Consider the following 11716-nt stretch of genomic DNA (forward strand, 5'->3'; position numbering starts at 1 on the left):
ACGGTCCGGTCGGGGTATTAGGGTGCTGGAGTGCCTCGTGAACTCGCCGACCTGTCGTACGCTCGTTTCCTGGAAGCGTTCGAGACGGAACTCGAGCCCGATGCGGATTACGAGAGTGTGCACGTGGACGGGCTCGACTTCCGTGAACTCGACGCGCGGGGCGTGCGGTTCACCCAATCCGCGCTGACCACGGTTCAGTTCACCGGCGGCACGTTCCGGTACGGCCGATTCGACGATGTCTGGTTGCGCGCGGTGCGCTGGATCGGCACCAATCTGGGCCAGAGCGGTTGGTTGAATTCCGAACTCGTGGAGTGCGCGCTGTCCGGTGTGGAGGCCGTCGGTGCGGGGTTGCGCCGAATCCGCTTCGAGGGCTGCAAATTCGATTCGGTGAATCTGCGCAATGCCTCGCTGCAGGATGTGACGTTCAGCGATTGCGTCCTGCGGGACACCGACTTCGGTGAGGCGACACTGCGGCGGGTGAGTTTTCCGGGGACCAGGCTCGACGGGATCACCCTGCACGGCTCGAGCCTGCACGATGTCGACCTGCGCGGCGCGACGACGCTGGATCTCACCGCCGGAATCGATTCACTCCGCGGCGCAACGGTGAGCACTCCGCAGTTGCTGGACCTGGCCCCCGCCTTCGCTCGTGCGGCCGGGATCACGGTGCGCGACAACTGATTCTGGCTCGGGCGTCGGTTCCCGCTGCGGGACGGGGAATCCCGGAAGCCCGCGGCGCGCCAGCGGGATCAGCAGGTGGATCAGCGGGCCGATACCGAATGCGTACACCACGGTGCCCACACCCACGCTGCCGCCGAGCAGCCAGCCGGTCGCCAGGACGGTCGCTTCGATTCCGGTGCGGATCGGCCAGACGGACCAGCCGGTGCGGGCAACCAGTCCAGTCATCAGTCCATCGCGCGGGCCCGGTCCCATCCCCGCGCCGATGTAGAGCACGGTGGCGACGGCGTTGAGCGCCACGGCCGCGATCATCGTGGTGATCTGCACCGCCAACAGGTGCGGATGCGGCAGCCAGTGCAGGGCGTTGTCGACCGAGACGGCGATCACCACGACATTGCTCACCGTGCCGAGTCCGGGTCGCTGCCGCAGCGGAATCCAGGCCAGCAGCACCGCGACACCGGTCAGTGCGGTGACGGTGCCGAAGCTGATCGGCAGGTGCCGGGCCACGCCCTGATGGAACACATCCCACGGATCCAGGCCGAGCCCGGCGCGGATCATCACGGCCATCGAGAAGCCGTACATCCACAGTCCGGTGTAGAGCGCAAGCAGGCGGCGTAAGAGCATGGTGTACAGCCTGACCGACCACTGGACCTGTAATACAGATCCAATCGTTGATTACTGGACTGGAAATTCGATCGGGGGATGGTGCGGATAATTCGCTCGACTCGGCCTGTGTGCCGCAGTAATCTGGCCCGCATGCGGAATTGTGCGCGCCTCGCGTGGTGGCTGCCCTGACGGGCGGCCGCGCTCCGTATGCTCCGAACAACACGGCCGCCCGAATCGGGCGGCCGTTCTCGTCTGCGTGACGCGGTGGCGGTCCGGCCGGGCGGCCCCACGCGAAAGGCGGAACATCATGTCCCGGCGTATCACCGGCTTCACCCCCTCGGGCGAGCTGCATCTCGGCAATTACTTCGGCGCGATCAAACCCCTTGTCGACCAACAGATTCCGGACCGGAGCATCGTGTTCGTCTCCGATCTGCACGCGCTGACCCTCGACCACGATCCGGCCGCGGTGCGCAGGCGCACACTGGAATTCGCGACCGTGCTGCTGGCCGCCGGGGCGGATCCGGCGCGCAGTATCTTCCTGGTGCAGTCCCACGTCCCCGAGCACACCGAACTGCACTATCTGCTGGAGAGTGCGACCGGCTACGGCGAGGTGCGGCGGATGATCCAGTTCAAGGAGAAATCGCGGGACAGCGACCGGGTTCGGGTGTCGCTGCTGACCTATCCGGTGCTGATGGCCGCCGATATCCTGCTGTACCAGGCCGGGGAGGTGCCGGTCGGCGAGGACCAACGGCAGCACGTCGAGTTGGCGCGCGATATCGCCGAACGTTTCAACACCGCCTACGGTCGGGTGTTCACCGTCCCGCGCATGGTGAATCCGCCGGTCGCCGCGCGCATCATGGACCTGTCCGACCCCACGGCCAAGATGAGCAAATCGACCTCGGCCACCGGATCGCTACGGCTGCTCGATTCGCCGGATACATTGCGCCGCAAGGTAATGCGCGCGGTGACCGATCCTGGCTCCGCAGTCGAATACGATCCCGAGAACCGTCCCGGCACAGCCAACCTGCTCACCATCCTGGCGGCCTGCACCGGCGAGGACCCCGCCGACGTGGCCGCCCGATCCGGCGGCTACGCCGACCTGAAACGCGTGGTCGCCGACGCCGTCATCGCCATAACCGACCCGATCCGCCACCGCTACACCGAGCTGAGCCAGGACCCGGAAGCGGTACGGAAGATATTGCAGGACGGCGCAATCCGGGCCCGGCTGATCGCAGGCGAGACGGTGACCGCCGCCAAGCAGGCCATCGGCCTGCTCCCGGCTCGAGTGTCCCTACCGGCACCGGTCGCGAATTACTCTGGTGCGGAACGATAATGACCCGGCGCTGTGCCGAACTCGCGTTTGAATGCCTTGGCGAAGGCGTACTCCGAGACGTAACCGACGCGTGCGGCGACGGACCGCAGCGGTAGGTCGGCCTCGCGTAACATGCGGGCTGCCAAGGTCATTCGCCACCAGGTCAGGTAGGTCTGGGGCGGCATGCCCACTGTTGCGGTGAAGCGTTGCGCGAAAGCCGATCTGGACAGTCCCGCCAGACTGGCCAGGCGCTGGACCGTCCAGGGGGAGGCCGGGTCGTGATGCATCGCCTGCAAGGCCGGTGCGAGGTCGGGATCACGCAGGGCCGCAGCCCATCCGGTGCCGTCGCGGGCCGACTGTTCCTCGTGCCAGGCGCGCAGGATGTAGAGCAGCAGCACCTCGAGCAGGGGCGGCAGCACGCCGGGCGCACCGGGCAGCGGGTCGGCGTCCAATTCACGGCCCAGCAGATCGATCGCTCCGCGCAGGGTCGGATGGCGGCCCACGCGCGCGGGCAGATGTACCACCTCGGGGAGTTCGGCCAGCAGCGGATGCACCCTGTTCTGGTCGAGAAGGTATGCACCGCAGAGTAATACGGTGGTCGGCTCGCCGATCGGAGAATCATCGGATTCGCCCGGCCCGCGCAGTGGCGTGTCGAGTGAATCGGCGATGGCGTGGCCGAGTTCGTGCGGAATGAAGGCCACGTCACCGACCACCAGCCGGATCGGATCGCCCTGCATCGGGATCAGCCAGCACGCGCCCTGCAGGACGACGTGGAATCCCGCGCCGCGCTGCGCCGCGAAGCGGATACCCCAGGGGGCGCGCAGTTCGGTGCGATTGGAATGGGGTTGGCCGATGCGCATGGCACCGACCGCGTCGCTGAGTACGTCCACCGTCTCAGGGTACTGCGGAAGGCATATGTGCCGGACGATCGGACATCTTCTCCGGACTTTCCGGCATGGAGCATCCCATTCGACGTTCGTAACGTCGTGGTGTCGGCATTCGGCCGACACGGGATCATCACTCGGGAGTGTGCGATGAGGATTGCGGTGTACGGGGCCAGCGGATTCACCGGATCGCTGGTGGTGGCCGAGGCTCGGCGGCGGGGTATCGAACCGGTGCTGGTGGGCCGGGACATCCGGCGGTTGCGCAGAGCCGCCGAGGAGGCCGGTGTGCCGAACGCCGAGGTGTGTGCCGCGGGGCTGGGCGAAACCCGGGAAATGGCAGTGGTTTTCGCCGAATGCGATGCGGTCGTGAATTGCGCCGGGCCGTTCACGCGATGGGGCGAACCGGTGGTTCGTGCGGCGATCTCGGCCGGGCGGCACTACGTCGACACCGCCGGCGAGCAGCGGCACATCCATCGGATGCTCGGTGAATTCGATTCGGCAGCAAAGGAATCGGCGATGACAATCGTTCCGGGGGTGACGGACGACGGCGTCCCCGGAGATCTGATCGCGCATCTGGCCGCCGCGCGGGTATCGATCGTCCGGGACGTTCTGATCGCGGACCTCCGTGCGCCGGGCGGTGTTTCGCGCGGAACGGCCCGATCGATGCTCGCGGTCGTCGGTGGTACGGGGCTCGAGTACGCCGCCGGTGGCTGGCATCCGGACAGTGGCGAGGAGTTCGATCCGATCACACCGCCGGGGCAGACCCGGCTCGCATCGTTGCGCGCCTTCGCATTGCCCGGAGTGGTCACGATTCCCCGGCACGTCGCGGCCGAACGGGTGCGCGGCGCGATCCGGACGGAGGTGGCGACGTTGTTCACCGGGCTGACCGAGGAAGTGGCCGAGACGATTCCGGAGGTCGTCCCGATGCAGGCGCGACAGGCTGGGCAATGGCTCATGTTCGCCGGGATGACCGGCGGGCACGGCGAGCGGATCCACGGCTGGGTCACCGGACCCGATGCGTACGGTCTGACCGCGGTCATCGCCGTGGAGACCGCGCGGCGTCTGGTCGAGGTGGGTGCGCCCGCCGGTGCGCTGACTCCGGCACAGGCCGTCGACCCCGCGGATTTCCTGGAGTTCCTGACCTCCGCGGGGGCGCGGTGGCAAGTGGGCCAGGACTGAAATATCGGTTCAGAGACCGGAAACGCCCGCCAGTTGGCCGATGCCGTAGGTCACCGCCATGGCGAGAGCGCCGCCGATGACCACGCGCAGGACCGCGCGACGCGGATTGCTGCCGCCGAGGCGGGAGCTGATCGAACCGGTCAGGGCCAGGGCGATCAGCACGGCCGCGAAGGTCACGGGGATCCGCCACGACACCGGCGGCAGCAGGATCGCCAGGATCGGCAGAATCGCGCCGAGGGTGAACGACACCGCCGAGGAGATCGCCGCCTGCCACGGACTGGTCAGCTCGGTGGGGTCCAGGCGGAGTTCCGCCTCGGCGTGGGCGGTGAAGGCGTCGTGGGCGGTGAGTTCCTCCGCGACCAGGCGGGCGGTCTCCTCGGACAATCCCTTGCCCTCGTAGATCTGGGCCAGTTCGTTCAGTTCGTAATCGGGTTCCTCGGCCAGCTCCCGGCGCTCCTTGGACAGCAGGGCCCGTTCGGAATCGCGCTGCGTGCTCACCGAGATGTACTCGCCCACGGCCATGGAGATCGCGCCCGCCGTGAGCCCGGCGACACCCGCGGTCAGAATATTCGCGGTCGTGGTGGTCGCCGCCGCGACACCCACGACCAGCCCCGCGGTCGACACGATGCCGTCGTTGGCCCCGAGCACCCCGGCCCGCAACCAGTTCAACCGCGAAGCCAGCCCGTTGCCGTGCGGTTCGTGCGGATGCGCCCCGTCCCCGTCCCCGAAGCCCTCGACCGTCCTGTCCACGACGAGCAGCCTACGGTCGCCCCACGCGCCGGTGGTGGAGGCCGCTCGCCGGGAAACGGTCATGCCGACATTCGCGGGAGCAGATTCTGGGCTGGGAGGTGGGCGGTCGGTGGATACACTCCGCCGATGCCGCTCACCTTTCCCTCGCATTCGCTGGCCGTGCTTCCGCTGAAGATGCGGTGGCCGCGGCGGTGGGACGGGGTTGCGCTCGTGGTGGGGTCGGCGGTGCCGGACGCGTCGTATCCGGTGGCGGGGTTCTTCTCGATGCCCGAGACGCATGCGCTGGCGGCGTTGCTGTGGTGGTGTCTGCCGGTGGGGATCGTGGGGACGGTGGTGATTCGGTGGGGCGCGCCGTCGATCGCGGCGCATCTGCCGCGGCTCGGAGGATTCGATCTGCCCGCCTACGGCGTACTCGGTGCGGTGCGGCATCGGTGGTACATGACGGGGTATTCGATTCTGATCGGCGCGATCACGCACATCTGCTGGGACGGATTCACCCATGATCCGGCGGGTGGGCACGGTTGGGCGGTGGCCCGATTCCCCGTGCTGCTGCATGCGGGATTGTTCGGCAGGCCGTGGTGGTATCTGCTGCAACAGGCATCGACCGTGGGTGGCGCGGTGCTCGCGATCGGGGTGTTCTACTACATCGGCCGTCGGGGAATGATCCGAGCCTGGCACGGTGAGCCGCGGGCCGTTGCGCGCGCACCGCGCCGGTTCTGGTCGGCCGCGGCGCTGGTCGCGGTGCTGGGTCTGATCCTGATCTCGTTGATGCCCTTGGCATTTCAGCCCTTCGTACTGGGCGTGCGGTTGCTGTACGTCGTGGCGATCGCGCTGCTGGCGGGTGCGGTGGTGACACGTTCGGGCCGGGGGTCCTATCCGGGGGTAGCATCCGTGGCGTGAACCCGCTTGTCGCACGCGTGATGTCCACCGTCGCCGGTCAGCTCGGACATCCGAGCGGGCTGCTGGGCAAAGGGGTGGGTCGGATTCTCGACCGCACCAACCGATTCGTGATCCAGGAGAGCGTCCTGGGCGCCGCGGTCGCGCCGGGGGAGGCGGCGGCCGATATCGGATTCGGTGGCGGCGTGGGACTTTCGCTGCTGCTGGACCGGGTCGGTGCGGACGGCACGGTGCACGGTGTGGAGCTTTCCCGGGACATGTTGGCGCGGGCCAGATCTCGGTTCACCCGGGAGATCGGGACCGGGCGGCTGCGGGTGCTCGAGGGTTCGCTCGCCGAACTGCCGCTCGCCGATGCGAGTCTGGATGCGGTGATCACCGTCAACACGGTCTACTTCGTCGCCGAACTCGACCTCGCGTGTGCGGAGTTGGCGCGGGTGCTGCGGCCGCAGGGGCGGGTCGTGATCGGCATCGGCGATCCCGATGCGATGACCTCCCTGCCGTTCACGGCGCACGGATTCCGGCTGCGTCCGGTCGCGGAGCTGACCGATGCCCTCGAACGCGTCGGCCTGACCGTCGAACATCGTGCCCTCGAACGCAAGCCGTTGCCCGGTCACCTGCTGATCGGTCGCCGAGCCTAGGCCTCGGTCCAGGCGCAGCAGTCGGTGATGCTCGCGCGATCCACCTCACCGTCGGACCGAAGCGAAACGGCCGAGGCACCCGACGACACGCTGAAGTCCCGGAGAGGCGGGGGAGCCTCAGAGTTTGCGCGCGTCGGCTGGTACGAGTGCTGCTCGCGCGAACTGGTAGATCTGCTCGGCCGCATCGAATTCGGTGGATGTCACGGTGTTCGGGCCGTTGTCCCATTCGGGCGGAGTCGGTTTGCCCGGCCAGGTGTGCCCGCCGTCGAACACCGTCCACGCGGTGACCCGGCTGCCACCGGCCCCGCCCTCGACGGCATATCTGCTGGACCGATCGGTGGTGACGGTCGCGCCTTCGGCCGAACACCGGTTCGCAGCCTGCCACCAAGCGGCGGATTCGGCCAAACCCAGTGTGCGGCCCCGCAATTCACCATCCGGCCCACGATGACGGGAGTAACCGCCGGTGATCGGCACCGCCTCGTCGGCCGTTCCGTTGATCAGCAGGGCTGATACCGCGTGCGTGGGCTCGATCCGCTCCAGCGCGACCGGCAGACCCCCGGCGACCGCGCCGAATGCGGGCACCAGATCACTCGATTCGAGTCCGAGGCGATGTGCCATGAACGCGCCGTTGGAAATCCCCGCCGGGATGGTCCAATCCGGGCGGGTGCCGAATTCCGCTGCGCACCAGTGGATCAGCTCACGAAGAAATGCGACGTCATCGACACCGGCCTCGTCGGCGAGGGTGACGCCGCGCCCGTCCGCCCAGCAGCGATCCCATCCGTCGGGATAGGCGACGGCGATCCCCCACTCCTGCGCGTGCGCACCGAAACTGGTCCACTCGTCCATCATCAGCCCGGGACGTCGCTGCTCCGACGGCAATCGCGAGGCATTCCCGTGTAATGCCAGCACCAGCGGCGCGCCGTCCTGCTGCGGCGCGCGCAGCCCGAACGTTCGCACCCGGCCGTCGACCGTCAACTCGGCCGCTGTCAACTCACCGGACATCGGCTGCCCTTCCTCCCCGAAGCTCATCGGACCAGAATAGGCGGCCCCGCGCGTCCGGCACCGGACGGATTTTCCGGGAATCAGCGGGGGCCAAGTCGGCGCGCGAGTTCGCCCGGAATGCGCCGGATCGCCTCGCGGGCAGCGCGATCGCCGCCCCGGCGCCGCGGACGGGCCGGTCAACGCGCCGGGAACCCTGGCGTGCGCAGGTTCGTGTGGCCGGTACTCTGGTGGCCATGGTGATGCGATCGACTGCACTGATGGTGTGCGCGTTCGTCGTCTCCGTGTGGGCTGCGCTGCTGTTTCCGGCGGGTGAGTCGAATTCCCTGCTGGCCCTGGGCACCGCGGTCCTGGTGGCATTGGCCGTAGTGGCGGCGCATTCCACTCGGGTGCGGTTGCTGCCGGTCGTCGTTCGCACCGGTCCGCCGGTGTCGGCGCAACGGCGGCGGCGCGGATCGTTCCTGCGGCAGAGCAATCCGGACACAGCGGGCCGGGTGCGGCCCAGGGCGCCGGGACACGGCGGCTGACCGCGCGGTTGCGCGGTCGGCCTCTTCGCCGACCCTGTTCACCATAGGCCCGTTCGCGGGTACCTCGCAGTGAGGTGTTTGCCCATGCTCGATTTCGTGTACTACCCCCTGTCCGGCGTGTTGTGGTTGTGGCACACCGGATTTGCCGCCCTCCTCGGACCGGCCAGTGGCCTGGCCTGGGCGCTGGCGATCATGTTCCTCGTGCTCACCCTGCGCGCCGCGCTGTACAAGCCGTTCGTGGCGCAGGTGCGGTTCCAGCGCACCATGTCGGTGCTGCGGCCCAAGATGAAGGAGTTGCAGGAACGGCACGCCGGCGACAAGGAGCGTCTCGCCGCCGAGATGCGCACACTGCAGCAGCAACACCAGTTCAACGTGTTCAGCGGCTGCCTGCCGGTGATCGTGCAACTGGTGATCTTCGTGGGCCTGCTGCACGTGCTGAGTTCGTTCGGCCGCACCGGATCCGGTTCGATCGTGCACCTGCTGTGGCATCCGGTGCACGCGGCCGCGGCGCAGACGGTGACCTCGAACTACTTCTTCTCCGTCGCCCAGGTGCAGTCCTTCCTGCACGCCAAGTTGTTCAGCGCGCCGCTGACCGCGACCCTGCTGACCTCCGGATCGGCCTGGGTCCCGGTCGCCGCGGTGGCGATCCCGCTGGTCGTGATCGGTGCGGTGGCCACGCATTTCACCGCCCGCGCCTCGGTGGTCCGGCAGACCGAGATGACCACCCAGACCCGGCTGATCAACTTCATGACCATGTGGTTGTTCCCGCTGGGCACCCTGGCGGCCGGGCTGGTCATGCCGATCGGCGTGCTGGTGTACTTCGCCACCAGCAACACCTGGACGTTCGTGCAGCAGTACTTCGTGCACAAGCGATTCGGGCCGGTGGACGCCGAACCGGTGGTCGAACAGCTGAGCTGACCGACGGCGGAGATGAGGTGCGGCGCACGGCCGCACCTCATCTCATCCGTGCGTCCCGGTCGGCTGCGCGGCGGTGGAGAGCGCCTCAGCGCGCCTGGTCGCCCGGACGGGCGGAACGACCGCCGCGTCCGGGCCTGCGGGGTGCGCGATCACCACCGCCGCGACCGTCAGGATCTGCTCGATCTCGACATCGCGCGAGGCCAGCCGGGCGATGATGCCCAGCCGGCGTTCGGCGGTGTGCGGCCCGATCGGAATCTCCCGCGAGCCGTTCTGCGCGATGAACCGCTGCCAGCGCGCATCCCAGCGCGTCGGCAGCCCGTCGCGCACGGCCAGATAGGCATCGAGGTCGAGCTCGCGATGGCGGACCGGATCGATCATCAGGTCCGCGATACGCTCCTCGGCCCTGGTGAGCAGGGGTGAGCGCTGCATCGGGCGGAGAAGCCCCGCCTGCACGACCAGTCGCCGACGGTAGTCCTCGACGGGTTTGCGCAGCAGCTCCCGGTGCCGCTGTGCCTCGGCGACCAAACGGCTGCCGGCACTGTCATCGGACGTCGACGAGCGGAGCTCGGACATGGACACGCCTTTCCTAGGGTTGCGGATTACTTTGCGGTGCAACCTGATCGGCGTCCGATACGGCTATTGTGCCCTAGGGGTACGACAAGTTCGGTGAGGCAGCGGGTCGCTGCGTCCGGGGTGCGGTGTGAACGCCCGTCGTGGTTGCTCCGGGAACTGCTGCGCAGTGAGTGTATCGAACAAATGTTCGAACAGCCAGAGGTTGTCCGGAGCGTCGCGGCGCGTCCCGGTCAGTCGGGGTCGCTTGTCGCCGTGCGGTTTCGCGCGCCGACGATGCCGTACAGCAGCAGGTCCTCCAGCGATTCGGCGAAGCCGTCCAGATCCTCGACGTCGCGGATGCACATGGCGAACAGGGCCGCACCGGCGATCGTGTCCAGCAGGGTGTTCGGGTTCAGGCCGGGGCGGGAGGAGGCCGGGTCGGCGGGCAGGTACTCGGCCAGTTCGTCGCGCGTGGGAGTGTCCAGGCGGGCCGAAAGTTTCTGATACAAACCCGAATCCGCGCGCATATCGGTCATCAGGCCGGGCATGGCCGCGCGCGCTTCGGCCGAGCCGAACAGCTGGATCGTGCCCCCGATGACCTTGCGGATCTCGGCGATCAGATCGGGGGCGACCTGCTCGGAGCCGACGTCCGGGAACACCGCCTTGGCGATCAGATGCGCCTTGGACGGCCAGCGGCGATAGATCGCCGGACGGCTCACGCCGGCGCGGGTCGCGATCGCATCGATGGAGGTCGCGGCGTATCCGCGTTCGACGAGCAGGCTGCGGGCGGCCTCGAGCACCGTGCGGTCCACCGCGGGATCGCGGTGTGGGCCGAGGCGATGGCGTGTGGTCACGAAATGCATCCTTGTCAGCGCGGACGAGAGTCGTTACAGTCTGTCACATCTAAGTCGTTACATACTGTAACTGCTGGAATTCTAGGAGGAGTCGTGCCCGCCGACGCGCATGTCACCGCGCCCGCCGAGACTTATCGCCCGGTGCCGCTGCTGCAGGACAAAGTCATCGTGCTCTCGGGCGTCGGGCCCGGTCTGGGGCGTTCGCTGGCTCTGGAAGCCGCGCACATGGGTGCGGATCTGGTGCTGGTCAGCCGGACCGAGCGGCGTCTGGAGAAGCTGGCCGAGGAGATTCGCGCGCTGGGTCGCACCGCGGCGGTCGTCCCGACCGACATCGCCGACGAGGATCAGCGCGTCGCGCTGGTCGAACGCGCCCTGGCCGCATTCGACCGGATCGACTGCCTGATCAACAATGCCTTCGCCATTCCGCCGATGGATCCGATCAGCCAGATCGATCCGGCTGCCCTGCGCGTGGCGAACGAGACGAACGTCTTTGCGCCGCTGCGGCTGTCGGCGCTGTTCGCCGACGCTCTCGCGAAGTCCCGGGGCTCGATCATCATGCTCAACTCGTGTGTGTCCTACAGCTCGCAGCCCGAGTACTCCGGCTACAAGCTCTCCAAAGGCGCTCTGGCGCACCTGGCTTCGTCGCTGGCCACCGAGCTGGGGCCGCGCGGGATCCGGGTGAACAGCGTCGCGCCGTCCTATGTGTACGAGGACATCAACAAGGCGTACTTCGACTGGCTCGCCTCGCAGGCCGGCGTCACGCACGACGACATCTACCGCGAGAAGGCCGCGCCGACCGATCTGCAGCGGCTGGCCGCGCCCGAAGAGGTGGCCCGCGCGGCGCTGTTCCTGGCCAGCGATCTGGCCACCGCCGTCACCGGGCAGATGCTGACCGTCGACTGCGGCGAATTCCACCGCTGAATCA

Annotated in this window: 14 protein-coding genes; 8 read left to right on the forward strand and 6 right to left on the reverse strand. The window is 68.1% G+C overall.

Features of this window, described 5'->3' with window-relative positions; genetic code table 11:
• The first annotated feature begins 30 nt into the window (after positions 1–30).
• Positions 31–678: a pentapeptide repeat-containing protein gene (locus K7711_RS39860; RefSeq protein ID WP_222976813.1), complete on the forward strand. Its 648-nt coding sequence runs from the start codon at positions 31–33 to the stop codon at positions 676–678.
• On the opposite strand, the gene yczE is transcribed toward K7711_RS39860, so the two are convergent.
• Positions 586–1299, reverse strand: a complete 714-nt coding sequence (gene yczE / locus K7711_RS39865) for a membrane protein YczE (protein ID WP_235748524.1) — start codon at positions 1297–1299, stop codon at positions 586–588. The genes K7711_RS39860 and yczE overlap by 93 nt on opposite strands.
• 289 nt (positions 1300–1588) lie before the next feature.
• Here yczE and trpS point away from each other — a divergent pair, with 289 nt between their 5' ends.
• On the forward strand, positions 1589–2614 hold the full coding sequence (trpS, locus tag K7711_RS39870) for a tryptophan--tRNA ligase (protein WP_222976816.1): 1026 nt from the start codon (positions 1589–1591) through the stop codon (positions 2612–2614).
• On the opposite strand, the gene K7711_RS49135 is transcribed toward trpS, so the two are convergent.
• The gene (locus K7711_RS49135; protein ID WP_222976818.1) at positions 2593–3483 is read right to left on the reverse strand and encodes an AraC family transcriptional regulator; all 891 of its coding nucleotides are present in this window, start codon (positions 3481–3483) and stop codon (positions 2593–2595) included. The two genes, trpS and K7711_RS49135, sit on opposite strands and share 22 nt — an antisense overlap.
• A gap of 144 nt (positions 3484–3627) precedes the next feature.
• Here K7711_RS49135 and K7711_RS39880 point away from each other — a divergent pair, with 144 nt between their 5' ends.
• A complete protein-coding gene (locus tag K7711_RS39880) occupies positions 3628–4656 on the forward strand; it encodes a saccharopine dehydrogenase family protein (protein WP_222976820.1) in 1029 nt (342 codons plus the stop codon).
• Between the two features lie 9 nt (positions 4657–4665).
• On the opposite strand, the gene K7711_RS39885 is transcribed toward K7711_RS39880, so the two are convergent.
• The gene (locus tag K7711_RS39885; RefSeq protein WP_222976822.1) at positions 4666–5469 is read right to left on the reverse strand and encodes a VIT1/CCC1 transporter family protein; all 804 of its coding nucleotides are present in this window, start codon (positions 5467–5469) and stop codon (positions 4666–4668) included.
• A gap of 63 nt (positions 5470–5532) precedes the next feature.
• Between K7711_RS39885 and K7711_RS39890 the strand changes: the two genes are divergently transcribed.
• Complete coding sequence (locus tag K7711_RS39890; RefSeq protein WP_222976823.1) at positions 5533–6306, forward strand: DUF4184 family protein; 774 nt, start codon at positions 5533–5535, stop codon at positions 6304–6306.
• Positions 6307–6326: 20 nt separating this feature from the next.
• Entirely contained in the window at positions 6327–6941 is a 615-nt protein-coding gene (locus K7711_RS39895; protein WP_222977295.1) for a class I SAM-dependent methyltransferase, read from the forward strand.
• 117 nt (positions 6942–7058) lie between these two features.
• On the opposite strand, the gene K7711_RS39900 is transcribed toward K7711_RS39895, so the two are convergent.
• Positions 7059–7970 (reverse strand): CE1 family esterase, encoded by a 912-nt coding sequence (locus K7711_RS39900; RefSeq protein ID WP_222976825.1) that lies wholly within the window; start codon positions 7968–7970, stop codon positions 7059–7061.
• A gap of 206 nt (positions 7971–8176) precedes the next feature.
• Between K7711_RS39900 and K7711_RS39905 the strand changes: the two genes are divergently transcribed.
• A complete protein-coding gene (locus tag K7711_RS39905) occupies positions 8177–8467 on the forward strand; it encodes a DUF6412 domain-containing protein (RefSeq protein ID WP_222976827.1) in 291 nt (96 codons plus the stop codon).
• 84 nt (positions 8468–8551) lie between these two features.
• Positions 8552–9385 carry a membrane protein insertase YidC gene (gene yidC / locus K7711_RS39910; RefSeq protein WP_222976829.1) on the forward strand — a complete coding sequence of 278 codons (834 nt, stop codon included), beginning with the start codon at positions 8552–8554 and terminating at the stop codon, positions 9383–9385.
• Between the two features lie 42 nt (positions 9386–9427).
• Here the strand turns inward: yidC and K7711_RS39915 are convergent, their stop codons facing one another.
• Together K7711_RS39915 and K7711_RS39920 are read right to left on the reverse strand one after the other, a co-directional pair.
• Complete coding sequence (locus K7711_RS39915) at positions 9428–9958, reverse strand: hypothetical protein (RefSeq protein WP_222976831.1); 531 nt, start codon at positions 9956–9958, stop codon at positions 9428–9430.
• 230 nt (positions 9959–10188) lie between these two features.
• Positions 10189–10791 carry a helix-turn-helix domain-containing protein gene (locus tag K7711_RS39920; RefSeq protein WP_308015162.1) on the reverse strand — a complete coding sequence of 201 codons (603 nt, stop codon included), beginning with the start codon at positions 10789–10791 and terminating at the stop codon, positions 10189–10191.
• A gap of 93 nt (positions 10792–10884) precedes the next feature.
• Between K7711_RS39920 and K7711_RS39925 the strand changes: the two genes are divergently transcribed.
• Positions 10885–11712, forward strand: coding sequence for an SDR family oxidoreductase (locus tag K7711_RS39925; RefSeq protein WP_308015163.1), 828 nt, complete (start codon positions 10885–10887; stop codon positions 11710–11712).
• Positions 11713–11716: the final 4 nt, after the last annotated feature.

Source organism: Nocardia coffeae, assembly GCF_019890715.1.
In the GTDB taxonomy this organism is placed as follows: Bacteria; Actinomycetota; Actinomycetes; order Mycobacteriales; family Mycobacteriaceae; genus Nocardia; species Nocardia jiangxiensis.

Bases quoted from the DNA above. Each gene is read 5' to 3' on its own strand.
- yidC (WP_222976829.1), top strand. From the start codon at position 8,552: ATGCTCGATTTCGTGTACTACCCCCTGTCCGGCGTGTTGTGGTTGTGG.
- trpS (WP_222976816.1), top strand. From the start codon at position 1,589: ATGTCCCGGCGTATCACCGGCTTCACCCCCTCGGGCGAGCTGCATCTC.
- yczE (WP_235748524.1), bottom strand. From the start codon at position 1,299: ATGCTCTTACGCCGCCTGCTTGCGCTCTACACCGGACTGTGGATGTAC.
- K7711_RS39895 (WP_222977295.1), top strand. From the start codon at position 6,327: ATGTCCACCGTCGCCGGTCAGCTCGGACATCCGAGCGGGCTGCTGGGC.
- K7711_RS39880 (WP_222976820.1), top strand. From the start codon at position 3,628: ATGAGGATTGCGGTGTACGGGGCCAGCGGATTCACCGGATCGCTGGTG.
- K7711_RS39890 (WP_222976823.1), top strand. From the start codon at position 5,533: ATGCCGCTCACCTTTCCCTCGCATTCGCTGGCCGTGCTTCCGCTGAAG.
- K7711_RS39905 (WP_222976827.1), top strand. From the start codon at position 8,177: ATGGTGATGCGATCGACTGCACTGATGGTGTGCGCGTTCGTCGTCTCC.
- K7711_RS39915 (WP_222976831.1), bottom strand. From the start codon at position 9,958: ATGTCCGAGCTCCGCTCGTCGACGTCCGATGACAGTGCCGGCAGCCGT.
- K7711_RS39900 (WP_222976825.1), bottom strand. From the start codon at position 7,970: ATGAGCTTCGGGGAGGAAGGGCAGCCGATGTCCGGTGAGTTGACAGCG.
- K7711_RS39885 (WP_222976822.1), bottom strand. From the start codon at position 5,469: ATGACCGTTTCCCGGCGAGCGGCCTCCACCACCGGCGCGTGGGGCGAC.